At 39.3% G+C, this 26,690-nt stretch carries 40 protein-coding genes; 1 reads left to right on the forward strand and 39 read right to left on the reverse strand.

From position 1 onward, the window contains the following. Positions 1–66: 66 nt before the first annotated feature. The 10 genes from KH893_RS09455 to KH893_RS09500 all read right to left on the reverse strand — a co-directional run bounded on the left by KH893_RS09455 (position 67) and on the right by KH893_RS09500 (position 9,986). Complete coding sequence (locus KH893_RS09455; protein WP_281165909.1) at positions 67–1,215, reverse strand: ATP-grasp domain-containing protein; 1,149 nt, start codon at positions 1,213–1,215, stop codon at positions 67–69. Between the two features lie 181 nt (positions 1,216–1,396). After that, positions 1,397–2,710: a nucleobase:cation symporter-2 family protein gene (locus tag KH893_RS09460; RefSeq protein WP_281165910.1), complete on the reverse strand. Its 1,314-nt coding sequence runs from the start codon at positions 2,708–2,710 to the stop codon at positions 1,397–1,399. Next, on the reverse strand, positions 2,710–3,291 hold the full coding sequence (locus tag KH893_RS09465) for a xanthine phosphoribosyltransferase (RefSeq protein ID WP_281165911.1): 582 nt from the start codon (positions 3,289–3,291) through the stop codon (positions 2,710–2,712). The genes KH893_RS09460 and KH893_RS09465 overlap by 1 nt, the downstream gene beginning before the upstream one ends. A gap of 162 nt (positions 3,292–3,453) precedes the next feature. After that, on the reverse strand, positions 3,454–4,110 hold the full coding sequence (locus KH893_RS09470) for a glycoside hydrolase family 73 protein (protein WP_281165912.1): 657 nt from the start codon (positions 4,108–4,110) through the stop codon (positions 3,454–3,456). An 11-nt stretch (positions 4,111–4,121) separates the two neighbouring features. Next, the gene (locus tag KH893_RS09475; protein WP_281165913.1) at positions 4,122–4,718 is read right to left on the reverse strand and encodes an ECF transporter S component; all 597 of its coding nucleotides are present in this window, start codon (positions 4,716–4,718) and stop codon (positions 4,122–4,124) included. 182 nt (positions 4,719–4,900) lie between these two features. Then, positions 4,901–5,338, reverse strand: coding sequence for a MarR family winged helix-turn-helix transcriptional regulator (locus KH893_RS09480; RefSeq protein WP_281165914.1), 438 nt, complete (start codon positions 5,336–5,338; stop codon positions 4,901–4,903). Positions 5,339–5,813: 475 nt separating this feature from the next. After that, on the reverse strand, positions 5,814–6,020 hold the full coding sequence (locus tag KH893_RS09485; protein ID WP_281165915.1) for a heavy-metal-associated domain-containing protein: 207 nt from the start codon (positions 6,018–6,020) through the stop codon (positions 5,814–5,816). Then, positions 5,983–8,247, reverse strand: coding sequence for a heavy metal translocating P-type ATPase (locus KH893_RS09490; RefSeq protein ID WP_281165916.1), 2,265 nt, complete (start codon positions 8,245–8,247; stop codon positions 5,983–5,985). The genes KH893_RS09485 and KH893_RS09490 overlap by 38 nt, the downstream gene beginning before the upstream one ends. Positions 8,248–8,306: 59 nt before the next feature. After that, positions 8,307–8,774, reverse strand: coding sequence for a CopY/TcrY family copper transport repressor (locus tag KH893_RS09495; protein ID WP_281165917.1), 468 nt, complete (start codon positions 8,772–8,774; stop codon positions 8,307–8,309). Between the two features lie 33 nt (positions 8,775–8,807). Next, positions 8,808–9,986 carry a pyridoxal phosphate-dependent aminotransferase gene (locus KH893_RS09500; protein ID WP_281165918.1) on the reverse strand — a complete coding sequence of 393 codons (1,179 nt, stop codon included), beginning with the start codon at positions 9,984–9,986 and terminating at the stop codon, positions 8,808–8,810. A 218-nt stretch (positions 9,987–10,204) separates the two neighbouring features. Here KH893_RS09500 and KH893_RS09505 point away from each other — a divergent pair, with 218 nt between their 5' ends. Further along, complete coding sequence (locus KH893_RS09505; protein WP_281165919.1) at positions 10,205–11,110, forward strand: L-lactate dehydrogenase; 906 nt, start codon at positions 10,205–10,207, stop codon at positions 11,108–11,110. 116 nt (positions 11,111–11,226) lie between these two features. On the opposite strand, the gene rpsI is transcribed toward KH893_RS09505, so the two are convergent. From rpsI to rplV, 29 genes are all read right to left on the reverse strand, one after another. Beyond that, positions 11,227–11,619 carry a 30S ribosomal protein S9 gene (rpsI, locus tag KH893_RS09510; RefSeq protein WP_281165920.1) on the reverse strand — a complete coding sequence of 131 codons (393 nt, stop codon included), beginning with the start codon at positions 11,617–11,619 and terminating at the stop codon, positions 11,227–11,229. A gap of 13 nt (positions 11,620–11,632) precedes the next feature. Beyond that, positions 11,633–12,076: a 50S ribosomal protein L13 gene (rplM, locus tag KH893_RS09515; RefSeq protein ID WP_281165921.1), complete on the reverse strand. Its 444-nt coding sequence runs from the start codon at positions 12,074–12,076 to the stop codon at positions 11,633–11,635. A 134-nt stretch (positions 12,077–12,210) separates the two neighbouring features. Further along, on the reverse strand, positions 12,211–12,960 hold the full coding sequence (gene truA / locus KH893_RS09520) for a tRNA pseudouridine(38-40) synthase TruA (protein WP_281165922.1): 750 nt from the start codon (positions 12,958–12,960) through the stop codon (positions 12,211–12,213). Between the two features lie 29 nt (positions 12,961–12,989). Further along, positions 12,990–13,787 (reverse strand): energy-coupling factor transporter transmembrane component T family protein, encoded by a 798-nt coding sequence (locus KH893_RS09525; protein WP_281165923.1) that lies wholly within the window; start codon positions 13,785–13,787, stop codon positions 12,990–12,992. After that, positions 13,780–14,655: an energy-coupling factor ABC transporter ATP-binding protein gene (locus KH893_RS09530; RefSeq protein ID WP_281165924.1), complete on the reverse strand. Its 876-nt coding sequence runs from the start codon at positions 14,653–14,655 to the stop codon at positions 13,780–13,782. Before KH893_RS09530 ends, KH893_RS09525 begins: the two co-directional genes overlap by 8 nt. Beyond that, on the reverse strand, positions 14,631–15,467 hold the full coding sequence (locus KH893_RS09535; RefSeq protein WP_281165925.1) for an energy-coupling factor ABC transporter ATP-binding protein: 837 nt from the start codon (positions 15,465–15,467) through the stop codon (positions 14,631–14,633). The genes KH893_RS09530 and KH893_RS09535 overlap by 25 nt, the downstream gene beginning before the upstream one ends. Before the next feature lie 318 nt (positions 15,468–15,785). Continuing rightward, positions 15,786–16,169 carry a 50S ribosomal protein L17 gene (rplQ, locus tag KH893_RS09540; protein ID WP_281165926.1) on the reverse strand — a complete coding sequence of 128 codons (384 nt, stop codon included), beginning with the start codon at positions 16,167–16,169 and terminating at the stop codon, positions 15,786–15,788. A 29-nt stretch (positions 16,170–16,198) separates the two neighbouring features. Continuing rightward, the gene (locus tag KH893_RS09545) at positions 16,199–17,143 is read right to left on the reverse strand and encodes a DNA-directed RNA polymerase subunit alpha (RefSeq protein ID WP_281165927.1); all 945 of its coding nucleotides are present in this window, start codon (positions 17,141–17,143) and stop codon (positions 16,199–16,201) included. Positions 17,144–17,227: 84 nt separating this feature from the next. Then, positions 17,228–17,617, reverse strand: a complete 390-nt coding sequence (gene rpsK, locus KH893_RS09550) for a 30S ribosomal protein S11 (protein ID WP_281165928.1) — start codon at positions 17,615–17,617, stop codon at positions 17,228–17,230. A 24-nt stretch (positions 17,618–17,641) separates the two neighbouring features. Then, positions 17,642–18,007: a 30S ribosomal protein S13 gene (rpsM, locus tag KH893_RS09555; protein ID WP_281165929.1), complete on the reverse strand. Its 366-nt coding sequence runs from the start codon at positions 18,005–18,007 to the stop codon at positions 17,642–17,644. Positions 18,008–18,038: 31 nt separating this feature from the next. After that, positions 18,039–18,152: a 50S ribosomal protein L36 gene (rpmJ, locus tag KH893_RS09560; protein WP_003689393.1), complete on the reverse strand. Its 114-nt coding sequence runs from the start codon at positions 18,150–18,152 to the stop codon at positions 18,039–18,041. Between the two features lie 34 nt (positions 18,153–18,186). After that, on the reverse strand, positions 18,187–18,405 hold the full coding sequence (gene infA, locus KH893_RS09565) for a translation initiation factor IF-1 (protein ID WP_010580213.1): 219 nt from the start codon (positions 18,403–18,405) through the stop codon (positions 18,187–18,189). Positions 18,406–18,581: 176 nt separating this feature from the next. Next, positions 18,582–19,247, reverse strand: coding sequence for an adenylate kinase (locus KH893_RS09570; RefSeq protein ID WP_281165930.1), 666 nt, complete (start codon positions 19,245–19,247; stop codon positions 18,582–18,584). Positions 19,248–19,330: 83 nt separating this feature from the next. Next, a complete protein-coding gene (secY, locus tag KH893_RS09575) occupies positions 19,331–20,629 on the reverse strand; it encodes a preprotein translocase subunit SecY (RefSeq protein ID WP_281165931.1) in 1,299 nt (432 codons plus the stop codon). Further along, positions 20,629–21,063, reverse strand: coding sequence for a 50S ribosomal protein L15 (rplO, locus tag KH893_RS09580; protein WP_281165958.1), 435 nt, complete (start codon positions 21,061–21,063; stop codon positions 20,629–20,631). Before rplO ends, secY begins: the two co-directional genes overlap by 1 nt. A 32-nt stretch (positions 21,064–21,095) precedes the next feature. Then, positions 21,096–21,278: a 50S ribosomal protein L30 gene (rpmD, locus tag KH893_RS09585; protein ID WP_281165932.1), complete on the reverse strand. Its 183-nt coding sequence runs from the start codon at positions 21,276–21,278 to the stop codon at positions 21,096–21,098. A 15-nt stretch (positions 21,279–21,293) separates the two neighbouring features. Further along, positions 21,294–21,794 (reverse strand): 30S ribosomal protein S5, encoded by a 501-nt coding sequence (rpsE, locus tag KH893_RS09590; RefSeq protein WP_281165933.1) that lies wholly within the window; start codon positions 21,792–21,794, stop codon positions 21,294–21,296. A 20-nt stretch (positions 21,795–21,814) separates the two neighbouring features. Then, positions 21,815–22,180, reverse strand: a complete 366-nt coding sequence (gene rplR / locus KH893_RS09595) for a 50S ribosomal protein L18 (protein WP_281165934.1) — start codon at positions 22,178–22,180, stop codon at positions 21,815–21,817. A gap of 18 nt (positions 22,181–22,198) precedes the next feature. Then, positions 22,199–22,735, reverse strand: coding sequence for a 50S ribosomal protein L6 (gene rplF, locus KH893_RS09600; RefSeq protein ID WP_281165935.1), 537 nt, complete (start codon positions 22,733–22,735; stop codon positions 22,199–22,201). A gap of 26 nt (positions 22,736–22,761) precedes the next feature. After that, positions 22,762–23,160, reverse strand: coding sequence for a 30S ribosomal protein S8 (gene rpsH / locus KH893_RS09605; RefSeq protein ID WP_281165936.1), 399 nt, complete (start codon positions 23,158–23,160; stop codon positions 22,762–22,764). A 32-nt stretch (positions 23,161–23,192) separates the two neighbouring features. Continuing rightward, positions 23,193–23,378: a type Z 30S ribosomal protein S14 gene (locus tag KH893_RS09610; protein ID WP_010580222.1), complete on the reverse strand. Its 186-nt coding sequence runs from the start codon at positions 23,376–23,378 to the stop codon at positions 23,193–23,195. A 14-nt stretch (positions 23,379–23,392) separates the two neighbouring features. Then, on the reverse strand, positions 23,393–23,935 hold the full coding sequence (gene rplE / locus KH893_RS09615; RefSeq protein WP_281165937.1) for a 50S ribosomal protein L5: 543 nt from the start codon (positions 23,933–23,935) through the stop codon (positions 23,393–23,395). A gap of 25 nt (positions 23,936–23,960) precedes the next feature. Further along, positions 23,961–24,272, reverse strand: a complete 312-nt coding sequence (gene rplX / locus KH893_RS09620) for a 50S ribosomal protein L24 (RefSeq protein ID WP_281165938.1) — start codon at positions 24,270–24,272, stop codon at positions 23,961–23,963. Between the two features lie 30 nt (positions 24,273–24,302). Continuing rightward, positions 24,303–24,671 carry a 50S ribosomal protein L14 gene (gene rplN, locus KH893_RS09625; protein WP_281165939.1) on the reverse strand — a complete coding sequence of 123 codons (369 nt, stop codon included), beginning with the start codon at positions 24,669–24,671 and terminating at the stop codon, positions 24,303–24,305. Between the two features lie 75 nt (positions 24,672–24,746). After that, the gene (gene rpsQ / locus KH893_RS09630; RefSeq protein WP_281165940.1) at positions 24,747–25,013 is read right to left on the reverse strand and encodes a 30S ribosomal protein S17; all 267 of its coding nucleotides are present in this window, start codon (positions 25,011–25,013) and stop codon (positions 24,747–24,749) included. Between the two features lie 25 nt (positions 25,014–25,038). Next, on the reverse strand, positions 25,039–25,233 hold the full coding sequence (gene rpmC / locus KH893_RS09635; RefSeq protein ID WP_281165941.1) for a 50S ribosomal protein L29: 195 nt from the start codon (positions 25,231–25,233) through the stop codon (positions 25,039–25,041). Further along, a complete protein-coding gene (rplP, locus tag KH893_RS09640; protein WP_281165942.1) occupies positions 25,223–25,657 on the reverse strand; it encodes a 50S ribosomal protein L16 in 435 nt (144 codons plus the stop codon). The genes rpmC and rplP overlap by 11 nt, the downstream gene beginning before the upstream one ends. Before the next feature lie 3 nt (positions 25,658–25,660). Next, positions 25,661–26,317 (reverse strand): 30S ribosomal protein S3, encoded by a 657-nt coding sequence (rpsC, locus tag KH893_RS09645; protein ID WP_281165943.1) that lies wholly within the window; start codon positions 26,315–26,317, stop codon positions 25,661–25,663. Positions 26,318–26,330: 13 nt separating this feature from the next. After that, positions 26,331–26,678: a 50S ribosomal protein L22 gene (rplV, locus tag KH893_RS09650; protein WP_010580230.1), complete on the reverse strand. Its 348-nt coding sequence runs from the start codon at positions 26,676–26,678 to the stop codon at positions 26,331–26,333. Positions 26,679–26,690 lie beyond the last annotated feature (12 nt).

A 26,690-nucleotide genomic window follows, 5' to 3' on the forward strand; every position in this document is an offset into this window, starting at 1 on the left:
AATTTTTATTATAACAAAAATAAAAACAAGCTTCTCGAAAAAAAGCCCGAAGCTTGCCTTGTTTTTTTATTCCCCATCATTCTCAGTTGGTTCCTGCCAAACACTTGTTGCAGCTAGTTGCTCTCTGATCTCGCCAATATTATCCCCTTGAGCTAACAAATAACCAGGTTCTTGCTGACGAGCCATTTTCGGATAGCGATAAAAGCGATAATGCCAGTTGGTTTTCAAGACCCATTGTGTCCGCAACGCTTCTAGGTCACTGGTATTCAATTTGACCATCACCGTTGGCTTTAACAGTTCCACGTCACCCAGCGGCATTTTAGCTAAGGCCCTGATATGCTGTTCAAACATCGAAACATTGGTTGCCTTATCAAAGACATAGCCTACAGGATGAATCGTTGGAACAATTTTTTTGACATAGATTGCTCCGCTTGCCGTTAAGAAAAAGGCAATTTCCAAAGCACCAGTATAAGTCAGATTTCCAGCGATCGTCGTTGCTAATTTGTGGATTTCAGCTGCCACGTTGGCCTCAATTTGACCACCAACTGCTGATTCAAATAAGCGTCGATCACGATAGTAGTTTTCGACAATTGGGAAAAGCTTTAACCCCCCCTCTTCATCCTTGACAACAATCACAGAAAGCTCCATTTTAAAAGGAATCCAAGCTTCTAAAACAAAAGTTCCATAATCAATAAAATCTGCACAGCGCGCAATGTCACTTTGTTTAGTGATCAACTGTTGGTAACGATGACCGAATTCTTTTTGAATCGGCTTAATGATACATGGATAACCAATCGAGCTGACTGATTGATAAACATCATCCAAACTGACGATCGTGGCATACGGTGCAATGTTCATGTTAATCTGTTCCAAAAAAGCCCGCTCTAATAACCGATCCTGTGAAATCTCAAGTGCATCTTTGCCTTGCGGAATGCGTGTGAAACGTTCCAAAAAGCCAATGACTTCTGCCGGTACTTGATCGGAAACATAAGTTACTGCTGAACACCTTTCAGCAAAGTCCTGCAACTTTGCTTTGTCTTTAAAATTGCCGATGATTCCCAAATCAGCTTCCTGAACTGTGGGAGCTGCTTCATTTGAATTATAAGCAATGACTTTAAAGCCCATCTTTTTGGCAGTTTCTGCCAACATGATTCCATTTGGACTTTCACCAATTATCCCAAGTGTATCTCCTGGAAATAATACTTCGTTAGCCATAATCTCACTACTTTCTCTGTAAACGAACTTTATTTTACCCGAAGGCTTAATCTATTTTTATTTTAACATAGAAAATCAACTTAATTATTTAATATTTGGCAAAATTATTTCCCGTTTGAGCAAACAAAAAATCGAAATCCTTAATAAGCGGACTTCGATCAAAAACAATCAATTATTATTTTTAATTTTCAGCTTGTTTACGCTCAACTAGCCCAGCCTTGCCTTTCAAAATAACATTTAAAAGAACAGAAGCTAAACTGGCTACCACAATTCCATTTCCCAAGAAAAGCTGAGCCGTCTTCGGCAAAAATTCAAAGATAGTCGGATATACTGAAACACCTAGGCCTAAACCGATTGAAACAGCAACGATTAATAAATTGCGCTGATCATTAAAGTCGACTTCAAACAGCATCCGGATCCCCTGGACACTGATCATTGAAAACATAACCAGCATGGCGCCACCTAAGACCGGAGTTGGAATAATGGTCGCAAAAGCGCCAATTTTGGGAATTAGACCCATCAGCATTAACAAAATTGCTGACCAATAAATTGGTCGTTTGGTTTTGATACCAGATAGCTGCAGCAACCCAACATTTTGTGAAAAGGTCGTGTAAGGAAATGTATTGAAAATTCCGCCTAAGATCTGAGCCAAACCTTCGGCCCGATAACCGCGTTTTAAATCAGCCGCCTGAATATCCTGATGTAAGATCCCACCTAAAGCGAAGAAAACGCCCGTTGATTCGACCATTGAAACTAAGGCAATGATAATCATTGTCAATGATGAAGACCATTCAAATTGCGGCAAGCCAAAATAAAATGGCTGAGGGAAATGGAACCAGCTGGCTTGAGCAATTGGAGCTAAAGAAACTACTCCCATTGCAAGTGCTAAAAGCGTTCCTAACACCAACCCAACCAAAACGGCAATTGAGCTTAAAAATCCTTTACCCCAGCGTTGAACAGCTAAAATGATCACAACAGTTAAAAAGGCTAACAACAAATTTTTCAAATTGCCAAAATTTTTGGCGGTCGCATCCCCACCACCCATATTTTGAACTGCAATCGGAATCAATGTTAAGCCAATCACCGTAATTAGCGAACCTGTCACCACTGGTGGAAAAAACTTCTTGATCCGCGAGAATTGACCAGCTACCAGAAAAACAAAAATTCCTGCAACGATGATTGCTCCATACATTGTACCAATTGTGAATTCTTTGCCAATCATTTTGAGTGGTTCAACTGCTTGAATCGCACAACCTAAAACAACTGGCAGACCGATTCCAAAATAACGATTACGTAATAATTGCAATAAAGTTGCTAAACCGCACATAAAAATATCAATTGAAACTAAATAAGTCATTTGTTCACTGTTGAATTTTAAAGCCGTTCCGATCAATAATGGAACCGCAACTGCTCCTGAATACATTGCTAATAAATGCTGCAAACCCAAAACAGCGGCTTTACCTTGTGAAACATTTTTTGGTGTCTCTTCAACCATTATTTACTTTCCTCCACAAATTGAACCTGACCGTTGTCAAATGAAGCAATTTTCGCCAACGATTCTAAACGAACTCCTTGATCCTTGATCCGCTTTGCGCCGCCTTGAAAGGATTTCTCAATTGCGATTCCGACGCCAATCACTCGGGCATGAGCCTGTCGACAAATTTCCAACATTCCCGAGACAGCTTCACCATTAGCTAAAAAGTCATCGATGATCAAAACCCGATCCTTTTCATTTAAGAATTTACTTTCAACCGTAACCGTATTTTCAACCTTTTTGGTATACGAATAAACATGCGCACAATAAACATCGCCAGGCATTGTGCTGCTTTTTTTCTTACGACCGAATAACACCGGAACGTGAAGCAACAGCCCAGTCATAATAGCCGGCGCAATTCCCGACGATTCAATTGTTAAAATTTTGGTTATTTTCTCTTTACCAAACAGATTAACAAATTCTTTACCGATATCCAGCATTAGATCTGGATCGATTTGATGATTAAGAAACTGATTGACTTTCAAAACATTTCCTGGTAAGACGATTCCATCTTGCTTGATCCGTTCTTCAAGTATTTTCAACTTATTTCCTTCCCTTCAAAAACAAAAGGCTCCTTCTACTGAAACGTAAAAGCAGCAATTTAGATTTTTATTTCAACTTTCCAGCAATGATGATAATGCTTAAGTAAACACTCTTGACAATAACATACAATTACGCTAAAAACAACATTCATTATTCGTTTTTTATTGCTGATCGTAGCGATTTAAATGATACTTTTCGATCACTTCAATCAATTTCTGAGCATAGGCCGGATCAGTTGCATAGCCTTGAGTTTGCAGAGCTTGGGCTGCCTGACGATAATTATCAGCTTGCAGCACAGTTTGATAGTGATTTTTATCCCACTTAGTACCGTTTAAGAGTAATTGTGTATGTGCAGCAATTGAGGCTGTCCAATTATTGTAAACAGCAAAGCGTGCTTCAACAGTGATCCAGCTTCCGTTTACATATTCCTTAGTCGTTAATAGCTTTGAGTTTGTTTGATTACTTTTGATTCCAAATAAGTTATGATATTTATTGGCTAATTGGCTTTGTCCCCAATCGGATTCCAAGGCTGCTTGTGCTAAAGTAATGCTGGTCAATAAATGATGAGACTGCTGTTGCTGCTGTGCTGCTGGTAAGATTTGTTCAATGAAAGCTTTTTTCTGCGTATTATCAATAGTGACCGCGTTTTGATTATTGCGCGAGAATTTTCCCAGCCATCCTAATGTTATTAAAAATACCAAAAAAACCAATAAGAAGATTAGCAATAAACTGCTGGCCCTCAAATGACCACGATCATACCAGAAATTATTTTTTCGCCTGCGTCTGCTTTTTCTAACAATTTTTCTTTTTGTCGTCATTTTTCCATCTCTTATTTATTAATCTGGTTTCGGCGGCTCTTGAGCAAAGCTAAACTAACAGCTGGAGCAATTACTGCTGCTGCAATTGCTTCTGGAATCCCATTTGTACCAATAACAGTCAACAAAAATGGCAACAAGGCTTTGGTGTTAATTTGATAAAGAATCTGTGATCGATCACGATAAAATAAATAAATTTGACCTAAAACCAAGAGCGTATTGGTCAGTGATCCCAAAATCGCACTGATCATCATCGCTGCTAGTGGCTTTATTTGCCAGCTTTTCAGCCAGCGAAACATCCATCCACTGATAACACCAATCATGATCCGCGGTAAAATTGCTACCAAAGGATTAACAAAAACGATTGTAGCCAAAGGACTAGTTGGCCAAACAAAGGCTCGAATAAAGGTGATCAGTCCCCAAACTCCACCAATTATTGCTCCCGCTAAGGGTCCCAAGACAAACGCTGCTACAATGACGGTAATATGAATCAAAGTTAAATTTAAAGGCCCCAGTGGAATGTAGCCTAAAAAAGGAATCACATTTTGTAAAATAATAATAGAACAAAAAAATGCCAAAATAACTAATTGTTTAATCTTTTTATTTTGCAAGAAATTCACTCCGATCTGTTATTTGGCATAATTATAGCATATCATTTTCTTTGCAGTTGACATACCAGAACTGGCAAAAATGCTGAAACCTAAGCAATAGCCTCTTAATTGAATTTTAAAACCTAGCCGACAAAAAAGGCTGAGCTAAAAAACTCAGTCTTCCCGCATATATTTTTTATATTTTAAAGCTCGTCCAAACCTTCTTCAGAAACAATGTCGGTCGTCTGACGCAAAACTCGCTTAAAGATTGCTAAGTCCTTAGGAGCAACTTCATCTTCCAAACGATTTTCTAAACGTTGCCAAAATTCTTCATCTGTTTCAAGCATTTTTAAATACTTTTCTGTAACCAGCAAATGAGTAACCCGCCGATCAACATCATCAAGCCGTTTTTCAATCAAACCTAATTTCATCAACTTTTTGATGTGGTAATTAGTGTTTGGCGTTGATTGGTCAAGTAAACGTGAAATCATTCCAATTGTTGGTTCCTTGAGTTGGTAGATTGCCTCCAGATAATAAACATCAATCGCACCTAGTCGAGCAAAGTCAGGATCATTTTGACGATGTTCATGCAGGCGCAAAACTTGAGTTAAGTTTGTTAGAGATTTTTGAAGTGTAATCAATTTAGATGCCTCCATAAATTTAAAATATTTTACAATTAAAACAGACTACCATAATATACTAAAATACATCTAAGTTGTCAAGTTTAAAATTATAAAGCAACTTTATTTTTGTATATTATAACCATATTTTACATTAAAGTCATAAAAATAGCTAAAAAAAGGTCCTGTAGAATTTTAAGTTTCTTATATTATTCAAAATTTAAAGCATGCACATTTTATTGAAGCTAATTTTTAAGAAAATTTTATTAGAATTTTTTGCAAACGTAAAAATTATTTTAAAATTCTCTTTTTTTAATAGCTATACTTATTAATTTTACTATGTCAAAGGATAAACAGATGCTTATTTTAATTACTAAATATTAAGTAAATATCTTTGTTTAAAAAAAGCTGAAGAAAATTTAATTTTCTTCAGCTTTTTAACCTGATTTTAATTAAGAACTGACTTACAGTATTTGATTATCAATAATCATTACCTTTAATCAACAAATTTATCGACATGATAATGTGTACCAACTAAAGCGTTGTTCAATTCTTCAAGAGTTGCTTGACCATTAAAACTTGCCTTGCCAGCTGCTAAACTGACTTTGACTTGATCAACACCATCTAAACCGGTAAAGGCTTTTTCCACCTTGTCTGCACAACCGCTACATTTCATTCCTGATACTAAGACTTCTTTTGACATCTTGAAGACCTCCATTTAATTGATTTAATTTTACCCGCTTTAAGCGCAGGGCATTTAAAACGACTGAAACTGAACTAAAACTCATAGCTGCTCCGGCAATTGCTGGATTGAGCAACGGTCCACCAAAGAGCGACAAAACCCCTAGAGCCACCGGAATACCTAAGAGATTGTAAGCAAAAGCCCAGAATAAGTTTTCTTTAATATTAAGGAGCGTTTTATGACTAAGGATCACTGCGTTTAACAATTCATTTAAATTTGAATGCATTAGCACTACATCAGCTGCTTCAATGGCAACATTAGTTCCGTTGCCAATCGCAATTCCAACATCTGCCAAAGCCAAAGCCGGCGCATCGTTGATTCCATCACCAACCATAGCAACTTTTTGACCTTCTTGTTGCAGTTGCTGGATCACCGCCGCTTTTTGAGTTGGTAAAACCTCTGCAAAAACTCGATTAATGCCAACCTGCTGAGCGACATGATTAGCAACTGCTTGTTTATCACCAGTTAATAAAACAACTTCGATCTTAGCAGCCTTCAACTGACTGATCACCTGCTGAACTTCAGGACGAAGTGGATCAACAATATTTATTTCTCCAAGCAGCTGCTGCTCACTAGCTAAGTAAACCACAGTTTGACCAATTACTTGATTAGGTTTCAAATCAGCAGCAATTTTTTGCTTTTGCAACAATTTTTGATTACCCAAATAATACTGTTGGCCAGAAATTTCCCCACTGATACCTAGCCCAGGATAAGTTTTAAACTCACTAACTGGTTGGCTAGCAGTTGGTGCTGCTTTAACAATTGCCGTTGCTAATGGATGACTGCTGCCACTTTCTAAGCTGGCCGCAACTGTTAATAATTCTTGACTGGAAAGATCACTATTCGTAAACACTTGAGCCACATGAGGATTACCTTGAGTTAAAGTCCCAGTTTTATCAAAAACGATCGTCGCAATCCGCGACATCATTTCCAAAGCTGGACTATTCTTAAACAAGATTCCATTTTCAGCCGCTTTGCCGCCACCGACCATTAAGGCTGTTGGCGTCGCTAAACCAAGTGCACACGGACAAGCAATTACTAATACAGCTACAAAAACTTGTAAAGCAAAGTTAAAGGATGCTCCCGCAACCAACCAACCTAACCCGCCTAAAAGAGCAATCAGTAAAATCGCTGGGACGAAATAAGCCGCAACTTGATCGGCCAACCGCGCAATTGGTGCTTTGGTTGCCTGAGCATCAGCAACTAACTTGATAATCTGTGCTAACACCGTTTTTTCGCCGACCTGCGTAGCTTGAATCGTAATTTTTCCTAATTGATTCTGGGTGCCACCAATCACTTGATCACCAACACTTTTGACCACTGGTAAGCTTTCTCCGGTAATCATTGATTCATCAATGCTCGTTTGCCCTGACAAGATTTGACCATCAGTTGGTACCTGCAAGCCTGCTCTCACCAGCAGTTTGTCGCCGGTTTGAATTTGATCAGCGGCAATTTTTTCAACCGTGCCGTCTGCTAAAAGCCGGTCAGCTTGGGGCGGGACCAGATTCAACAAAGAATTCAAAGAATCAACTGCTTTTTGTTTAGCAGAGAATTCCAGGTACTTACCGCACATGATCAGTGTTAAAATCATTGCCGCTGTTTCGTAATACAAATATCCGGAGCGTCCTTGAAATAAAATCAGCCAAGTGTTAGCCAAACTAGTTAGCATTGCCGTCCAGGTTCCTAGTGCTACTAAAGAATCCATATTAGGATGGAGTCGTAGCAGCGAGCTGAATCCGCCCAGCCAATGCCGGCGGCCAAAATAAAAGACACCACCAGTCAATAATAATTCAATGATCGCTCGTTTGCCCAAAGCTGCGCTGCCAGTGAGAAAGTTTGGCAAAGCCCAGCCAAACATCGAACCCATTGCCAAATACAAAATTGGGATTGTTAATAAGATTGCTCCCATTAAATCAGTTTTCATTTGCTGTTTTTGGTGCTGTTTTTTTTGCACCCGTTGCTGATCAATCAGCTGTTGTTGTAATTTTGCCCCATAGCCTACATACTCAACAGCCGCGACAATCTGAGCTGGTTGCAATTTTCTCTCATCATAATCCACTTGCATTTTTTCGGTTGCTAAATTAACGTTAGCAGTTTTGACCCCTTTCAGTTGTGCAACAGCCTTTTCAACTGTTTGCGCACAGCTGGCACAAACCATCCCATCTATTTCATATTGTTCCTGCTTCATCTGGTCACCTCTTTTCACTGGTCATTATACCTTTTGCGTTTACTAATGTAAACACAAAATTAACAGCTTTTTTTATCTTTTGTCATTGAACAGCCATGGTAATCTAAATGCATCGCTGGTAGACAATCACATGGTAATTGCTCTGGTGCTGTCGGATACTTCTGCTTTAACTCAGCTTCAAGCGCTGATATATCAGTCCTAGTTAACGGAAACTGCTTAACTAATGATCGTAATGCACTTCCAACATGCATTTGGCAAATTTTTTCAAAAACATTAGTCGTCATTAAATCAATGGCCTCTTGTTCATTGATCAATGGATGATAAACGAAGCTACGTTTTTGCGTAGTCGTTGCCAGGACTTCTTTTTGGACTAAACGGCGCAAGAGGGTCTTGATTGTAGCTTCTTTCCAGTGATTTCTTGCAGCTAAGTTGTCAATAATCTGTCGGCTGGTCGCCTGTTGCAAAGTCCAAACAACCCGCATGATCTGCCATTCTGCATCACTGATTTCAACTGTTTTCGCTGTCATTTTTCATCCATCTTCTTTCTGAAATCAACCTTGCTAATCAAACAAATGCAAAGCACCAATTCGTTGAACTGCTTCGATCAACCGCGCTGGCGAAACTAGCAGACCAATCCGCACATACTGATCGCCCAGCTTGCCGAAACCTTTTCCAGGTGCTACAGCAACGTTAGCCTGATCCAACAATAAATCAGCAAAAGTTTCACTGGTATAGCCTTTGGGAACCGGCATCCAAGCATAGAAAGTTCCTTTAGGCACATACGGCTGCCAACCAATTTTTCTAGCGGCGGTCAAAAAAGCATCCCGCCGTTCTTGATATAAACTAACCAAGTGAGCAATTTGCTCCTGAGCTTGGTCTGAAAGCAAAGCTGTGATCCCAGCTTCTTGGATCGCTGGAAAAATGCTGACAAATAGATGATCTTGAATCAGATTTAAAGCTGAGATAATTGAAGCATTACCAGCTGCAAACGCGATCCGCCAGCCAGCCATATTGAAAGTTTTTGAAAATGTATAAATTTCAATTCCAACATCTTTAGCACCGGTGGCCTGCAAGAAACTAGGATTTTGATAGCCATCAAAACCTAAAGCACCATAAGCAAAATCACTAACAATTCCAAGATGATGCTGCTTAGCAAATTCAACTGTTTGTTGATAAAACTCAGGTGTCGCAGCGGCACCAGTTGGATTATTAGGATAGTTAAGATACATAAACTTCGCTTGGTCAGCGGCTTGCTGATCAAAATTTTGATAATCAGGTAAAAAGTTGTTTTTTTCTAAGAGTGGGAATGTTTGATACTTAACCTGGCCCAAAGCAACCCCAGATAGATAATCAGGATAACCTGGATCTGGAAGGAGCATTAAGTCACCGGGATTCATTAAAGCCCAGGGGAGTTCGACTAAGCCAATTTTTGAACCACCTAAAATGGCAATTTCAGTTTCTGGATCAAGTTCGACACCATAGTGTTTTTGATAAAACTCGGCAGCAGCTCTCTTTAAAGTCAACAAGCCAGTAAAAGGTGAATACTTGTGATTTTGCGGCTTAGCCGTTGCAGCTTGCATGGCCTTGACAATGTAATCATAAGTTGGTTGATCAGGATTACCTTGTCCGAGATTGATCACATCGTTACCGGCAGCAATTTTTTGGTTGACCTTGCTAACTAAAGTAGCAAAAAACTGTGCTGGTAAAGTTTCCATTAATTCTGATTTTTCAAAAAACAATATTCGAACGCTTCTTTCTTTGTAAATCTTGAAATTAAAAATCAATTTCAGCTGAGTAATTTCTTAATTTGTATTATACCGCAAATTACCTTGGTTTTTTAAAATTCTATTTTATGACGGCTAATAATTTTTCTTAGCAGTTTTTCTGCTTGACTTTACATAAAATTAAACTTAAATTAATTGTAAGTGCTTTAAAAACATTCAGGGAGGTATTTATTTTGCGAAAAATTGGTGTGATTGGCCTCGGCCACGTTGGTGCAACCATTGCTTATACCCTTGTTACCAAAGGAATCACAGATGAATTAGTGATCATTGATAAAAATCATGACAAAGCAACTGCTGAAGAATATGACTTAAGAGACACCTTGGCACGCCTCGATACTTTTACCAGGATCATTCCGCAAGATTACCAGGCTTTACATGATGCGGATATTATCATTACCGCTTTTGGGAATATTGATTCGATTAGAATGGATGGTGATCGGTTTGGCGAATTGAAATTCAATGCGCAAGCTGTTAAAGAAGTCGCCGCTGAGATTAAGTCTTCGGGATTTAATGGAGTCTTGATCAATATCACCAACCCGTGTGATGTAATCACAACCATGCTGCAACGACAAACTGGACTCAGCAAGCAACAGGTCTTTGGAACCGGAACTTTTCTGGATACTGCCAGAATGCAGCGTGCAGTTGGTCAAGCACTCCATGAAGATCCCAAAAATGTTAGCGGCTATGTTTTAGGCGAGCATGGTGAGTCACAATATACTGCTTGGTCGACAGTTGAAGTTAAAGGTCATCCAATCACTAAAATGGCTCAAGAAGTGGCTCTGAACTTAGATGAATTAGACCAGCAGGCTCGGCGGGGTGGTTGGCTGGTATTCTCTGGCAAGCATTATACCTGCTATGCAATTGCAACCTGTGCAATCAAATTAGCTCTGGCTGTTTTATCCGATGCACATTTAGCCTGTCCAACTTCAGTCTACCTTGATCAGTACCAACATTACATTGGTTATCCGGCTGTTATCGGCCGCCAAGGGATCATTGAGCTTAACCAGTTGAAATTAACAACTGCTGAACAGGCTAAACTTGACCAGTCAGCCAAAACAATCAAAGAAAAACTTAATTAAAACTTTATCCATCTCCAACCTAGCTTCAGTTAGTCAGTTCAGCTAATTGAAGCTTTTTTAATTTAAAAAAAGTCAGCTGCCAAGTTGGCAACTGACTTGAAAAACCAAAATTTGATTTAACGTTTTGAAAATTGTGGTGCTTTACGAGCTTTCTTCAAACCTGGTTTCTTACGTTCTTTCATCCGAGCATCTCGTGTCAAGAGACCAGCACGTTTCAAAACTCCACGGAAATCAGGGTCAACTTCTAATAAAGCCCGAGCAATCCCATGACGAATTGCACCAGCTTGACCAGAAAAACCGCCACCATTAACATTAACTAAAACATCATAAGCATCCTTGGTTTCGGTAACGCCAAACGGCTGCACCATTACTTCACGCAAGTTTGCAAATGGAATATATTTTTCAGCTGAACGACCATTGATCGTAATTTTGCCTGTACCCGGTACCAAACGAACACGAGCAACAGAGTTTTTACGACGGCCAGTTCCTTTGTATTGTACTTGAGCCAAATTCAGTCTCCTCCTAAATTAAGTTTGTAATATCGAGTACTTCAGGCTGCTGTGCTGTATGTTGATGATCAGCACCACGATAAACACGAAGTTTCTTCATTTGAGCACGACCTAAACTTCCCTTAGGCATCATACCTTTGATCGATAAAGTAATTAATTTTTCTGGATCTTTTTCACGGTAATCTCCAGCAGTTCTTGCTTTTAAACCACCTGGATGATCCGTATGATGATAGTAAATTTTACGATCTGCTTTACGCCCAGTTAAGGCAACTTTTTCAGCATTAATAACAATTACAAAATCACCAGTATCAACATTTGGTGTAAAAGTTGGTTTGTTCTTACCACGCAAAACGGAAGCAACGACAGTCGATAAACGTCCCAAAGGAACATCTGTTGCATCAACGACATACCATTTACGTTCCACTTCGCCTGGTTTTGCAATATAAGTTGTACGCACGATTTTTTCCTCCATTTTTATATGCTTGTTTGACGCATAATAAGTTTCCGGGGCCTACTAGTGGGGCAAACAATACCAACTTTCATATTACTTTTTTTTGCCCCTAAAGTCAATATTTATCCTAAATTTAGTTGTTAATAAACAACCTCTTTTAAATATAAACCGCTAGCTGGGGCTGTGCCGCGACATTGAGTCCGATCTTTCACCTGATATAAACGTAAAAAGTCATGAACCGGACGTCGTTTGCTGCCAATTTCTAGCAAAGCTGCGACCATAATCCGAACTTGATTATACAGAAATCCATTCCCATAAAATTCAAAAATTAATTCATGTTCAGCTGGTTGCACTTGAACAGTCGCCGAATAAACTGTCCGAACATGGGTCTTGGCCTGACTGCCAGCAGCCACAAAACTCGAAAAATCATGCGTTCCCACAACATCTTTTAAGGCCTCACGAATCAAAGCAACATCTAGTGGATACTTCCAGTGTCCAGTATAGAAACGTTTAAAGGGATCCACATACCAGCGGTGACTAACACGGTATGCGTAGCGCTTGCCATGTGTTGTATACCGCGCATGGAAGTCAGCTGAAACATGCTCAGCCTGCAAGATCTGCATATCAAGCGGCAACATACTGTTTAATCCATTAACGATCCCACTATCAGGGACATCATTGACCAAATCAAAATGCACGACCTGGCCCAAAGCATGGACACCGGCATCTGTCCGGCCAGACCCAAAAACATGAACATAATTATCTGCTTTATTCATTCGATTAACAGCTTTTTCAAGTACTCCTTGAACTGTACGTTGGTGGGGTTGAACTTGGAAGCCAGCAAAGTTCGTCCCATCATAAGCCAAAGTTACTTTATATCTGACGGTCACAATTTTCCACTCTCTCTAACTATAAATTTCTACCAATTTCGCAAAAACAACATTCCAATTGTTAAGACCAAAAATGCTAAACAGCTTAAGGTATCATGGCACAACCACTGATGCACACGATACTTGGTTCGGCCTTCGCCACCATGATAACCACGTGCTTCCATTGCAGTTGCCAAATCCTCCGCCCGATTAAACGCACTGACAAATAATGGAATCAACAAAGGTACTACAGCTTTTAAACGCTGCATCAAACTGCCTTGATCAAAATTCACTCCGCGCGAGCGTTGTGCATTCATAATCTTAAGAGCTTCATCCATTAAAGTCGGCACAAATCTTAAAGCAATCGAAAGCATCAGCGAAACTTCGTAAACCGGAAAATGAACTTTTTTTAACGGTTTAAGGAGCGATTCCATGGCTCCAGCGATTTCCAAAGGAGGAGTCGTTAGAGTCAGTAACGTTGACATAAAAATAATTAAAACAAAGCGACAGAAAACGTAAATACCGCTGACTAAGCCAGTATTGGTAACTGATAAGATACCCCAATGCCAATAAACTGTTCCACCAGTACTAAAAAAAATCTGTAAAACAACTGTAAATAAAATCAACCAAATCAGTGGTCGGACACCCTTCCAAAAAAAGCCGATTTTGATTTTTGCTAGTAGAATCGTTAAAGCCATAAAGACAAACAGTAAGAGATAAGATGCCCAATTATTGGCCAAAAAGATAATAATAATAAAATAAAAGCTAAGAAGCAGTTTGGCTCGTGGATCTAAATGATGGATCAACGAAGACCCTGGCAGATATCTTCCCAAAAGAATTTTATTCATCTTGACTTACTCCTTTTGGTAAAAAGTTAGCTAGCTGGTTGGCCAACTGACTAGCAGTTAGCGGTAGTGAAGAAAACTTGAACGTTGACTTCTTTTCAATTTCAAAAGCCAATTTTGTTGCGCGTGGTAAGCCTAAATGGTGTTTAGTTAGCCACTGTGCTTGGCTAAAAAGTTGCTGCGGAGTTTGTTGAGCCAGCAACCTGCCTTGTTCCATCACTAAAACCTGATCTGCATATTGTGCTACATCATCCATTTGATGTGAAACTAAGACAATTGTCAAATGCTGTTGTGTCTTTAATTGGGCGAAAAGTTCCATAATTTCCTGATGACCCTTAGGATCTAGCCCCGCCGTTGGCTCATCCAAAACTAAAACTTTTGGTTTCATGACTAAGATCCCAGCAATCGCAACTCGCCGCATTTGGCCACCTGACAATTCGAATGGTGACTTGTTTAAAACTGAATCAGGCAGTCTAACTGCTTCAGCCGCTTCTTTAGCCAAAAGATCAGCTCTTTCTTCGTTTATCCCAAAGTTTTTAGGAGCAAAAGCAATATCACGCAAAACTGTCTCCTCAAATAATTGTGCTTCAGGAAATTGAAAAACCACCCCGACTTGTCGCCGCAGATCAACTAATTGTTTATTAGTCGTCTGTGGAGTGATCAACTGATCTTGAACCGTCAAACGGCCATGACTGGGTTTTAACAGCCCATTTAAGTGTTGAACTAAGGTTGATTTTCCACTACCAGTATGACCAATGATGGCTGTATAACTTTCATCCGGCAAAGAAAAGCTGACCTGATCTAAAGCTTGGTGAGCAAATGGTGTATTTGGCTGATAAATATAGTCTACTTTTTCGAAATTGATTGACAAATCCAATCGACCATCCTTTGCTCAGTATAATATCCTTGCGGAATCAAAACACCCTGACGTTTTAGTGCAAGTTTGACTTTTTCGGAAAATGGTATGTCCAAGCCTAAGTCAATCAAGGCTTGTCCCTGGCTAAAAACTTCAGCTGCTGGCGCAGCATTAAGAATTTCTCCATCATCTAAAACCACTACCCGGTCGGCTAGTGAAGCTTCATCAATATCATGCGTGATCGAAATAACTGTTAAACCCTCCTGCTCCTTTAATTCCTTAATTAAAGAAATCACCTCATGGCGTCCCTCAGGATCAAGCATGCTGGTTGCTTCATCCAAAATGACGATCTTCGGCTTTAACGCAATCACCCCCGCAATCGCGACCCGCTGTTTTTGACCACCTGATAAATTAGCCGGTTCTTGCTCAGCATACTCCCACATATTGACTCGTTTTAGGGCAGCAGCAACACGTTGATGCATTTTGTCGTATGGTACAGCTTGATTCTCTAAGCCAAATGCCACGTCATCAGCCACATTGGCACCAACAAACTGATTCTCAGGATTCTGAAAAACCATGCCGATTTTTTTACGAAGCTGCCAAACATTTCCTGAATTCATTTTTTGCTGATCAATCCAGATCCCACCTGTTTGCGGCACCAAAAGTCCATCTAATAATCGGGCTAAAGTGCTTTTACCACTACCATTATGTCCAATAATTGCTAACCATTCGTAACGGTTAATAGCTAAATTAAAATCATGAAACAGCCAGTTACCTTGCTGAGAGTATTTAAAATTGAGATTCTTAATTTCAGCTATCTTTTCCATGTAACCCTCCAAAAAAATTTCTTTGACAATAATAATAACATATAATTAGTTGATTATTAGCAATTGTTAGTGATTTTAGGAAAAAGCCACCTCTCAACGTCTCAACGGAGGATTTTATATTAAAAATCTAAAAAAGCCTCGACCATGAAATTTTAATCATTGCCCGGGCTTTTATTTAACGATCTATATTAAAATAAAAAAATCACTTTTTATAGTGAAGGTTTCCTCACCAAGCAGATGAGTACTTAGGACTAGACTCGGTGTGACCCAACATCGTAACGCCCAGTTATCGCTATAAAAGTGACAATCTAAAAACAATTAATCAACCAATTCCAAAACAACCATCTTGGCAGCATCGCCACGACGCTCATTCATCTTCAAGATCCGCGTATAACCACCATTACGGTCCTTAAAACGAGGAGCAACTTCGGCAAATAGTTTTTGCAAAGCTGTTTGTACAACAACTTTATCTGCTTCTTCTTTAACATCTGCAACTACGTCCATCATGAAAGCAGCAGCTCGACGACGTGAAGCTAAGTCGCCCTTTTTGCCAAGAGAAATCATCTTATCAGCCGTTTTGCGAACTTCCTTAGCACGAGCTTCAGTCGTAATGATTCGACCGTTAACAATCAAATCAGTTGTCAAATTGCGGAGCATAGCACGACGATGTCCGCTGGTGCGACCTAATTTACGGTAACCCATTTTAAATTTCCCTCCTTTGCAAACTAATCTTAATCTTCATGACGCAATGATAAGCCAAGGTCAGACAATTTGTTCTTAACTTCTTCAAGCGATTTACGTCCTAAATTACGAACTTTCATCATATCAGCTTCTGATTTGTCAGTTAACTCTTGAACGGTGTTAATACCAGCACGTTTAAGGCAATTATAGGAACGAACAGATAAATCTAACTCTTCAATCGTCATTTCAAGCATTTTTTCTTTATGTGTTTCTTCTTTTTCAACCATGATTTCAGCATTCTTAGCTTCATCAGTCAAATCAACAAATAAGGTCAAATGCTCCGTTAAAATCTTAGCCGATAAACTAATTGCTTCGCTAGGAGTAATTGAACCATTTGTCCAAACTTCCAACGTCAATTTATCATAATCGTCTTTTTGACCAACTCGTGTTTTTTCAACTTGATAATTGACACGTTCGATCGGGGTATAAATTGAATCGATTGGCAAAACACCAATCGGCATTTCATCGGCTTTTGCTTTATTTTCATCAGCAGAAACGTAGCCACGTCCAGTATTAGCAGTCATTCTAACATGAAGAGTAGTTCCTTCAGCTAACGTGAAAAGATATAGATCTGGGTTTAAAACCTCGACCTCACCACTGCCCTGAATGTCTCCAGCAGAAACCTTTGCTGGACCGGTGACGTTAATTTCGAGATTTTGAACTTCCTCAGAACTAATTTTTAGTGCTACTTTTTTCAGATTTAAGATAATCTGCGTAACATCTTCCCGAACACCTTTGATTGTGGAAAATTCATGTAAGACACCGTCAATTTGAATGCTGGTAATCGCAGCCCCAGGAAGTGAAGAAAGTAAAATCCGACGAAGCGAATTACCCAAAGTTGTGCCATAGCCACGTTCTAACGGCTCAACAATAAATTTACCAAAATTAGAACTTTCTTCGATTTTGTGAATTTTCGGTTTTTCAAATTCAATCATTCTTATCTTTACCCCTTTCAAAGCGCTACGTGCAATTTGGCGGAAACATTATGAAGATCTACCTCAAAATGAATGCTGACCATATTAAACACGGCGACGCTTTGGAGGACGACATCCATTATGAGGAACAGGTGTCACATCACGAATTGAAGTAACTTCCAGTCCAGTACTTTGTAAAGCACGAATGGCAGCTTCACGTCCAGAACCTGGACCTTTAACAGCTACTTCAACAGATTTCATACCGTGTTCCATTGAATCCTTAGCTGCGGCTTCCGCAGCCATTTGAGCAGCAAAAGGTGTCGACTTACGACTTCCCTTAAAGCCCAATGCGCCAGCTGAAGACCAAGCAATAGCATTCCCATGGACATCAGTGATCATAACTAATGTATTATTGAAGGTTGAATGGATATGTGCTACTCCGCTTTCAATATTTTTTTTGATTCGGCGTTTACGAGAACTCTTTCTAACAGCCATTAACTGATAACCCTCCTTATCCTATTATTTCTTTCTTCCAGCAATTGATGTAGCTGGGCCTTTGCATGTCCGAGCATTATTTTTCGTGTTTTGTCCGCGACTAGGTAAATGACGACGATGACGAAGACCTCGGTATGAACCAATTTCAGACAAACGTTTAACGTTCAAGCTAACTTCACGACGTAAGTCACCTTCAACTTTGTAGTGATCAACTTCTGCACGGATCTTATCCTCTTGGTCAGCAGTTAAATCACGAACGCGCACATCTTCTGATACTCCTGCATCAGCCAAAATTTTCTGAGCAGTTGAATTACCGATTCCATAAATGTAAGTTAATCCGATCACGATTCTTTTATCACGTGGCAGATCAATACCTGCAATACGAGCCATAACAATTACACCTCCTAAATTTTTAAATTAATTATCCCTGACGTTGCTTATGCTTGGGATTTGAACAAATTACCATAACACGTCCTTTGCGCTTAATAACTTTACAGTGTTCACACATTGGCTTTACTGATGGTCTTACCTTCATGAATTATACCTCCCGATAAAATTTGAAGTACAATCTATTTAAAGCGATAGGTAATGCGTCCCTTAGTTAAATCGTAAGGGGACATTTCAACTGTTACTCTGTCACCTGGTAAAATTCGAATGTAATGCATCCTGATTTTCCCAGAAACATGAGCCAAAATTTCATGTCCATTTTCGAGTTCAACCTTGAACATCGCATTGGGCAAAGTTTCTTTAACTTTGCCTTCAATTTCAATCACATCATCTTTCGCCACGTAAAAGTACCTCCTTAAATGGTCTTTTAGCTTCTCACCTGATCGATCAAATACGTTCGATCCTGTTATCTGACCAAACCGCATTGATTAATCTAAAAAATGGACAGACTGCCCCATTGAAAAGATAAACCTGAAATAGTATACCATTCTCATGGGATTGATGCAACTAACTAATCCTAATTTTCTAATCCTACCAAAACTTTTTGAATATCCTTGAAAACTTGATTGATTTCCTGGTTACCATCAACTTGATACAGTAAGCCTTTTTTTTCATAAAAATCAAGCAGTGGCGTATTCATTTTTAGATTAACATCTAAACGATTTTTAACCGTTGCTGGACGATCATCTTCACGCTGATAGAAATCAGTACCACCGCAACGATCACAGATGCCAGCTTTTTTGGTTGGATTAAAAATTTTATGATACGTCGCACCACATTGACGACAAATATACCGGCCAGTCAAACGTTTCATCAAAGAAGCTGGATCAACATGAATGTTGATCACTGCTGCCAATGAACGATCAAGATTTGTTCCCATCTTTTCCAAAGCTTTTGCCTGTGCAAGATTTCTTGGAAAACCATCTAGTAAATAACCAGCCTTAGTATCGGCCTCAGCTAAACGATCACAAACAATTCCGTTGGTCACTTCATCAGGAACCAGCTCACCACGATCAATAAATGATTTGGCTTGCATTCCCATCTCTGTTTGGTTCTGAATTGCTGCCCGAAAAATATCTCCAGTAGAAATATGCGGTATTTGATACTGATCGACGATTCGTTCAGCCTGCGTGCCCTTACCAGCACCCGGTAAGCCCATCAGCATTAAATTCAATGCAGTCATAACTTTGACCTCCAAAAATAATTTCTAATAAATGTAAAAAGCTGAATTCATTTTGAATTAAATGATATCCAACTCATTAATTATTATTTACGAATAAATCCGACGTACTCCCGCTTCATCATCATACCTTTTAATTGCCGAATTGATTCAAGCGCAACACCAACTACAATCAATAAGCTGGTACCACCTAAACCAATTGATTCGTCTAACCCCCAAATGCTTGAAGCAATTAATGGAATCAACGAAACTAAGCCAAGAAACAACGAACCTACCGAACTCAAACGTACTAATAATTTTGAAACGTAACTTTCAGTTTCTTTCCCAGGCCAAACGCTTGGGATGTAGCTTCCTTGCTTTTGAAGGTTTTTCGCCAACTTTTCAGGATTAACCTGAACAAAAGCATAAAAGAAAGTAAACAAAACGATCAAAATCGTATATAGGACCATTCCAGCAGGTTTTTGCATATTAAACAAATTCGTCAACACTTGGTACCAAGTATCTTCAGAATGATTTTGGGTAAAGACCATTAAAATCGTTTGAGGAGTAGCAATAAACGAACTGGCAAAAATAACGGGAATAACACCGGCAACATTAATTTTCAGTGGTAAATAGGAATTATCAGTTGCTCCTGCTAAACGTCGAGTATATTGAATCGGAATTTTATAATTTGCCTGTTCCACAAAGGTCACAAATGAAACAATTACCAAAACTGCAATGACTAATACTAAAACATAGAGTGCTCCTTGCCAATAATCACTTGGCGTCGAATCAACAAACTGCTCAACATAAACTTGATGGATCGCACTTGGCATTCTGGCAAGAATGCCGGCCATAATGATCACAGAAATACCATTACCAAATCCTCGATCAGTTATCATATCACCTAGCCAGGTAGTAAACATCGAACCACCTGTTAAAATAATACCAATACTGACATAAGTTTTAACGCTTGGGTCCGTCACTAAGTTTAAACTGCTTAAAGCATTAAAACCTGCAGTAATACCAATTGATTGTACAAAGGCCAACACGATCGTCAAATATCTTGCCGTCTGATTTAATTTTCGGCGACCCACTTCACCTTGTTTGCTCCATTCTACAAATCGTGGAACAATATCCATTTGCAATAATTGAACAACAATTTGTGCGGTAATATATGGTGAAACTCCCATTGCCAAAATCGAATAGTTAGTCAAACCGCCACCGCTGAAAGTGTTTAAGATACTAACTAACCCTGAAGATGCAACGCTATTCAAAGCTTTAGCGTTGATCCCAGGGACCGTGATATATGTGCCTAAACGAAATACAATCAAGACGCCTAGAGTAAACAGAATCTTATTACGAATATCTTTGACAGCTAGAGCGTTCTTCATCGTTTTAAGCATTAAATCACCTCAGCTTGACCGCCAGCAGCTTCAATTGCTTCTTTTGCAGCTGCAGAAAATTTATTTGCTTTAACAGTTAACTTTTTAGTTAATTGACCATTGCCAAGAACTTTCACACCAGCTTTTTCATTTTTAACAATTTTCTTTTCAACTAACAAAGTTGGCGTAACTTCTGTACCATCTTCAAAAGTATCAAGCATCTTTAAATTTACAACTGCATATTCTTTACGATTAATATTTTTAAAACCACGTTTTGGCATCCGCCGGAACAATGGCATCTGACCACCTTCAAAGCCCAAGCGAACTTTGCCACGTGCTTTTTGACCCTTTTGACCACGGCCAGCAGTCTTGCCATTACCAGATGAAGTTCCACGACCAACACGATTACGAACTTGACGAGAACCTTCATTTGCTTTTAATTCATGCAATTTCACCAAAAAGGCACCTCCTTTAATTCAGAATTTTCTTAATCAGCTAATTCAACTGCAACCAAGTGATTGATTTTTGCAATTGCACCACGAGTTGCTGCATTATCAGGTAAAACAACTGAACTATTAATACGTCCAAGGCCTAGAGCTTTAACTACCTCACGTTGTTTTTGCGGACGGCCAATGACGCTACGAGTTAATGTAACTTTTAAATTTGCCATTTTCTAACGCCCTCCTTATTCAACTAAATGTTGCGTTGAAACGCCGCGTAAAGCAGCCACTTCAGCATTACTCTTCAGCTTTGCCAATCCGTTCATCGTTGCTCTAACAACGTTGACTGGAGTGTTTGAACCAAGTGATTTACTAGTTACATCAGCAACACCAGCCAATTCCATAACGGCCCTAACAGCTCCACCAGCTGCAACACCAGAACCAGCAATAGCAGGTTTTAATAAAATTCGACTACCACTGTGCTCACCTAAAACTTCGTGTGGTAATGTTTCTCCAACCATTGGCACCTCGATCAAATTCTTACGAGCTGCATCAACTGCTTTGCGAATAGCATCCGGAACTTCTTGTGCTTTCCCAGTTCCAAATCCTACATGACCGTTGTGATCACCAACAATTACCAAGGCAGCAAAACGCAAACGACGTCCACCTTTAACCACTTTTGTGATCCGATTGATAGCAACCACACGATCTTCTAAATCCAATTTTGCTGGATCAATAAAAGCCATAAACTATTTCCCTCCCTTGATTAAAAGTCTAATCCATTTTCGCGAGCAGCATCAGCCAATGCTTCAACCCGACCATGATATAAATAACCGCCACGATCAAAGACAACTTCTTTAATACTTTTTTCAACAGCACGCTTAGCGACTAACGCACCAACTGAAGCAGCCTGTTCTGTTTTGGTTTTGCCATTAACTTCTTCGTCTAATGTAGAGGCACTAACAAGCGTCACACCCGCTACGTCATCAATTACTTGAGCGTAGATGTTTTTGTTTGAACGATAAACATTTAAGCGTGGGCACTTAGCTGTACCAGAGACTTTTCCACGAACACGGAAATGACGTTTTTGCCGTGTTTTATTTTTGTCTGGTTTTGTAATCAAAATTTTCACCTCTTAAATAGTTAATAATTATTTACCAGTCTTGCCTTCCTTGCGACGTACATATTCACCAACGTAGCGAATACCTTTACCCTTGTAAGGCTCTGGGGCACGAGTCAAGCGAATCCTTGCAGCAAGGTCGCCAACCTTTTCTTTTGAAATACCTGACACAACAATTGAAGTTGCTGAAGGTGCTTCAAGTTTGATTTCATCTGTTGATTCGAATTCTACTGGATGAGAATAACCAACGTTCAAAATCAAGGTCTTGCCTTTCATTTGAGCACGGTAACCGACACCTCTAAGCTCAAGTTCCTTCTTGAAACCTTCTGTGACACCAAGTACCATATTATGAAAGTTAGCTCGACTTGTTCCATGTAACGCCCTTGTTTTGCTATCATCAGCTGAACGATCAAACTTGACAACATTATCTTTAATTTCAAAAGAGATTTTGTCAGAAAATTCACGTGTCAATTCACCCTTAGGCCCTTTGACAGTAATTTTGCCGCCATCTTTTTTTACTTCAACACCCGCCGGCAATACAACTTCTTTATAACCAATTCGACTCACAAGTTACACCTCCCTGCTTTTTAATTTTACCAAACGTAGGCAAGAACTTCTCCACCAATTTTCTTTGCTCTCGCTTGTTTGTCCGTGATAACTCCTTCAGAAGTCGAAAGAATTGCAATTCCCAAACCATTTAGAACTTTAGGAACAGCGTCAGATTTAACATATGATCTCAAACCGGGTTTAGAGATACGTTTAATTCCAGAAATTACACGCTCATTGTCTTTGCTGTACTTTAAGAAAATACGGATCATACCCTGCTTATTATCATCGATGTATTCAACATCCCGAACGAATCCTTCATTTTTTAAGATCTCTGCAATATCATGCTTGATTTTTGATGCCGGAATTTCTACTGATTCATGCTTAGCTAAACTAGCATTCCGAATCCGTGTCAAAAAGTCTGCAATCGGATCTGTCATGGCCATTGATTTTGCCCTCCTTTTTCAAAAAATATAATTTACCAGCTAGCCTTTTTCATACCAGGAATCTGGCCCTTATGTGCCAGTTCACGCAGGCAAACACGGCATAACTTAAATTTGCGATAAACTGAATGAGGACGTCCACAACGTGCACAACGTGTATATTCCTGTGACGAGAACTTTGCTGGACGTTTGTTCTTAGCAATTTGTGATTTTTTAGCCAATGTAAAACCCCCTTTTATTTAGCAAATGGCATTCCTAGTTTTGTCAATAGTTCATGTGCCTCTTCATCAGTCTGAGCAGTGGTTACTAAAACAATATCCATCCCACGAACTTTGTTAACATCATCAAAATCAATTTCTGGGAAAATCAATTGTTCACGAATTCCTAATGTATAATTTCCGCGACCATCAAAGGCCCGTTTGCTAACGCCATGAAAATCACGAACACGCGGCAATGAAACCGAAACTAATTTATCAAGAAAATCATACATCCGGCTAGCCCGTAAAGTTACCTTTGTGCCAATCGGCATTCCTTCACGTAAGCGGAAGCCAGCGATCGATTTCTTTGCTTTCGTAATAATTGGCTTTTGACCGGAAATCAATGTCAATTCTTCAACAGCTTCATCCAAATTCTTTGAATTCGAAACAGCATCACCAACACCCATGTTGATCACAATTTTTTCAACCTTTGGCACTTGCATAATTGAAGTATAATTAAACTTTTCCATTAAAGCAGGAACGATCTCTTTATCATACTTTTCTTTTAAACGATTTGTCATGAAGATTTTATCCTCCCTTCTCGATTTACTTATCTAAAATTTCACCGCTTTTTTTTGAAAAACGGACTTTTTTGCCGTCGACAATCTTGTGGCCGACACGAGTTGGATGGTTGTTTGAAGGATCAAGCACAGCAACATTTGATACATGAATCGGTGCTTCAACCTCAACAATTCCACCGTTTGGATTAGTATTGCTTGGTTTTTGATGTTTTTTAATTACGTTAACACCTTTAACAATTACACGTTGCTCTTTCAATAAGACTTTTTCAACAACGCCTTCCTTGCCTTTATCTTTACCAGCAATTACTTTTACTTTATCATTCTTTTTTACGAACATCTTCGCACCTCCTTGAGCAATTGGCTTAAATTACAATACTTCAGGTGCTAAGGAAACAATTTTCATAAAGTTTCCATCACGTAATTCACGTGCCACCGGTCCGAAAATACGAGTCCCTTTTGGTGATTTGTCATCATTAATAATAACTGCAGCATTCTCATCGAACTTAATGTAAGAACCGTCAACACGATGCGTACCAAATTTTGTCCGTACAACTACTGCTTTGACAACATCGCCCTTTTTGACAACGCCACCTGGTGTTGCTTGTTTTACCGTAGCAACAATAATATCACCGACATTTGCTGTTTTAACTCTTGAACCCCCTAAAATTTTAATTACTAAAATTTCACGAGCTCCAGAGTTGTCAGCAACTTTTAAACGACTTTCCTGTTGGATCACTGGATGTGTCCTCCTTTCGCAAACAAATCAGAATACGAATCAAGTAGATCGCTAATTAATCTAAGAATCTAAGCATTAAATAATAACTGCTTTCTCAACGACATCAACTAAACGAAAACGCTTGGTCGCTGACAATGGACGTGTTTCCATGATCCGTACAACGTCGCCAATTTTTGCTTCATTATTCTCATCATGAGCTTTGAATTTCTTTGAATATTTAACACGTTTGCCGTATTCTTTATGATTTTTATATGTTTCAACGACAACGGTAATTGTTTTATCCATTTTGTCAGAAACGACCCGACCTTGATAAACTTTACGTTGATTGCGAGTTTCAGCCATGCTTTATTTGCCCCCTTTTCGTATTCTATTTCTTAAGTTCTTCTTGTCGTAAAACAGTCTTAATACGAGCAATCGACTTACGAACTTCCTTTAATCTAGCAGTATTCTGCAACTGACCAGTTGCAAGTTGAAAACGCAGATTAAAAAACTCTTTCTTAAATTCTTCTTCTTTTTTGAGCATTTCAGCAGTGGTTAATTCTTTAATTTCTTTAGTTTTCATTCGATTCGCCACCTACTTCCTCACGTTTTACAAACTTAGTTCTGATAGGCAGTTTGTAAGAAGCCAATCTAAATGCTTCACGTGCAACTTCTTCAGAAACATCACCAATTTCAAACAAAATTTTACCACGTTTTACTGGAGATACCCAACCTTCAGGAGCACCTTTCCCAGAACCCATCCGAACACCAATTGCTTTTGATGTATATGATTTATGAGGGAAAATTTTAATCCAAACTCTTCCACCACGTTTCATATAACGCGTCATAGCAATTCTGGCAGCTTCGATCTGACGGTTTGTAATCCAATGTGAATCAAGTGCTTGTAGACCATATTCTCCAAATGCTATGGTCTTACCGCCCTTAGCTTCACCCCGCATCTTACCGCGAAATTCACGACGATGCTTTGTCCGCTTTGGTACTAACATAGACTATTTCCCTCCTTCGCGGTTTGCCTTTTTCTCAGGCAGCACCTCTCCACGATAGATCCAAACTTTAACACCCAATCTACCATAAGTTGTGGCTGCTTCTGTCCAGGCATAATCAACATCCGCACGTAATGTATTCAGTGGAACAGTTCCTTCAGAAAAATGCTCAACTCGAGACATATCTGCTCCATTTAAACGACCAGCAACCTGGACTTTAATACCCTTGGCTCCAGCTCGCATTGTCCGTTGAATTCCTTGCTTCATGGCCCGACGAAATGCAACACGATTTTCCAACTGCTCAGCAATTGCCTCTCCAACCAATTTAGCATCAAGATCCGGTTTTTTGATTTCAACGATATTAATGTGAACACGTTTGCCAGTTAATTTATTTAATTGATTACGAAGCTTTTCTACCTCAGCTCCACCTTTACCAATGACCATTCCTGGCTTGGCTGTATGAACTGAAATATTTACTCTCTTAGCAGCACGTTCAATTTCAATGGTTGAAACCGAAGCGTCAGCTAACTTTGTCTGAATGTATTTCCGAATATGCAAATCTTCATGCAAATTATCCGCAAAATCTTTTTCAGCATACCATTTAGCATCCCAATCACGAATAATTCCGACACGCAATCCAGTTGGATTTACTTTTTGACCCACGCATTATCCCTCCTTATTTGCTTGATACAACGACTGTAATATGACTTGTTCGTTTGTTGATCGGAGAAGCTGAACCTTTAGCTCTTGGACGAAAACGTTTCAAGGTTGGTCCTTCGTTGACAAATGCTTCACTGACTACAAGATCCTCTGCATCAAGATCAAAATTATTTTCTGCATTGGCAATTGCAGATTTTAAAACTTTTTCAATAATAGTAGCTCCAGCTCTTGGAGTAAATTTCAAAATACCTAAAGCTTCGGCAACACTTTTACCGCGAATCAGATCAATCACCAGCCGTGCTTTACGAGCAGGGATTCGAACTGTTTTGGCAGTTGCTTTTGCTGATGTAACTTGTTCAGCCATTTATAACCCTCC

It is taken from the genome of Liquorilactobacillus sicerae, from assembly GCF_029916425.1.
Classification (GTDB): Bacteria; Bacillota; Bacilli; order Lactobacillales; family Lactobacillaceae; genus Liquorilactobacillus; species Liquorilactobacillus sicerae.

What these genes read in the sequence shown, in the direction of transcription:
- KH893_RS09460 (WP_281165910.1), bottom strand. Translation starts at nt 2,710, where the DNA reads ATGGTTGAAGAGACACCAAAAAATGTTTCACAAGGTAAAGCCGCTGTT.
- rplP (WP_281165942.1), bottom strand. Translation starts at nt 25,657, where the DNA reads ATGTTAGTACCAAAGCGGACAAAGCATCGTCGTGAATTTCGCGGTAAG.
- rpmD (WP_281165932.1), bottom strand. Translation starts at nt 21,278, where the DNA reads ATGGCAAATTTAAAAGTTACATTAACTCGTAGCGTCATTGGCCGTCCG.
- KH893_RS09570 (WP_281165930.1), bottom strand. Translation starts at nt 19,247, where the DNA reads ATGACTGCATTGAATTTAATGCTGATGGGCTTACCGGGTGCTGGTAAG.
- rpmC (WP_281165941.1), bottom strand. Translation starts at nt 25,233, where the DNA reads ATGAAAACTAAAGAAATTAAAGAATTAACCACTGCTGAAATGCTCAAA.
- KH893_RS09470 (WP_281165912.1), bottom strand. Translation starts at nt 4,110, where the DNA reads ATGACGACAAAAAGAAAAATTGTTAGAAAAAGCAGACGCAGGCGAAAA.
- KH893_RS09455 (WP_281165909.1), bottom strand. Translation starts at nt 1,215, where the DNA reads ATGGCTAACGAAGTATTATTTCCAGGAGATACACTTGGGATAATTGGT.
- rplX (WP_281165938.1), bottom strand. Translation starts at nt 24,272, where the DNA reads ATGTTCGTAAAAAAGAATGATAAAGTAAAAGTAATTGCTGGTAAAGAT.
- KH893_RS09535 (WP_281165925.1), bottom strand. Translation starts at nt 15,467, where the DNA reads ATGGAAAAGATAGCTGAAATTAAGAATCTCAATTTTAAATACTCTCAG.
- rpsQ (WP_281165940.1), bottom strand. Translation starts at nt 25,013, where the DNA reads ATGGCTGAAACTCGCAATCAACGTAAAGTTTATCAAGGTCGGGTCGTT.
- rpsK (WP_281165928.1), bottom strand. Translation starts at nt 17,617, where the DNA reads ATGGCTGTTAGAAAGAGTTCTCGTAAACGCCGAATCAAAAAAAATATT.
- KH893_RS09495 (WP_281165917.1), bottom strand. Translation starts at nt 8,774, where the DNA reads ATGACAGCGAAAACAGTTGAAATCAGTGATGCAGAATGGCAGATCATG.
- rplQ (WP_281165926.1), bottom strand. Translation starts at nt 16,169, where the DNA reads ATGGGTTACCGTAAATTAGGTCGCACCAGCGGACATCGTCGTGCTATG.
- rpsH (WP_281165936.1), bottom strand. Translation starts at nt 23,160, where the DNA reads ATGGCCATGACAGATCCGATTGCAGACTTTTTGACACGGATTCGGAAT.
- KH893_RS09485 (WP_281165915.1), bottom strand. Translation starts at nt 6,020, where the DNA reads ATGTCAAAAGAAGTCTTAGTATCAGGAATGAAATGTAGCGGTTGTGCA.
- rpsM (WP_281165929.1), bottom strand. Translation starts at nt 18,007, where the DNA reads ATGGCTCGTATTGCAGGTATTGATCTGCCACGTGATAAAAGAATCGTG.
- rpmJ (WP_003689393.1), bottom strand. Translation starts at nt 18,152, where the DNA reads ATGAAGGTAAGACCATCAGTAAAGCCAATGTGTGAACACTGTAAAGTT.
- KH893_RS09525 (WP_281165923.1), bottom strand. Translation starts at nt 13,787, where the DNA reads ATGAATAAAATTCTTTTGGGAAGATATCTGCCAGGGTCTTCGTTGATC.
- KH893_RS09545 (WP_281165927.1), bottom strand. Translation starts at nt 17,143, where the DNA reads ATGATTGAATTTGAAAAACCGAAAATTCACAAAATCGAAGAAAGTTCT.
- rpsE (WP_281165933.1), bottom strand. Translation starts at nt 21,794, where the DNA reads ATGGCTTTTATTGATCCAGCAAAATTGGATTTAGAAGATCGTGTGGTT.
- KH893_RS09490 (WP_281165916.1), bottom strand. Translation starts at nt 8,247, where the DNA reads ATGAAGCAGGAACAATATGAAATAGATGGGATGGTTTGTGCCAGCTGT.
- rplV (WP_010580230.1), bottom strand. Translation starts at nt 26,678, where the DNA reads ATGGCTGAACAAGTTACATCAGCAAAAGCAACTGCCAAAACAGTTCGA.
- rplE (WP_281165937.1), bottom strand. Translation starts at nt 23,935, where the DNA reads ATGACAAATCGTTTAAAAGAAAAGTATGATAAAGAGATCGTTCCTGCT.
- secY (WP_281165931.1), bottom strand. Translation starts at nt 20,629, where the DNA reads ATGCTTAAAACGATGAAGAACGCTCTAGCTGTCAAAGATATTCGTAAT.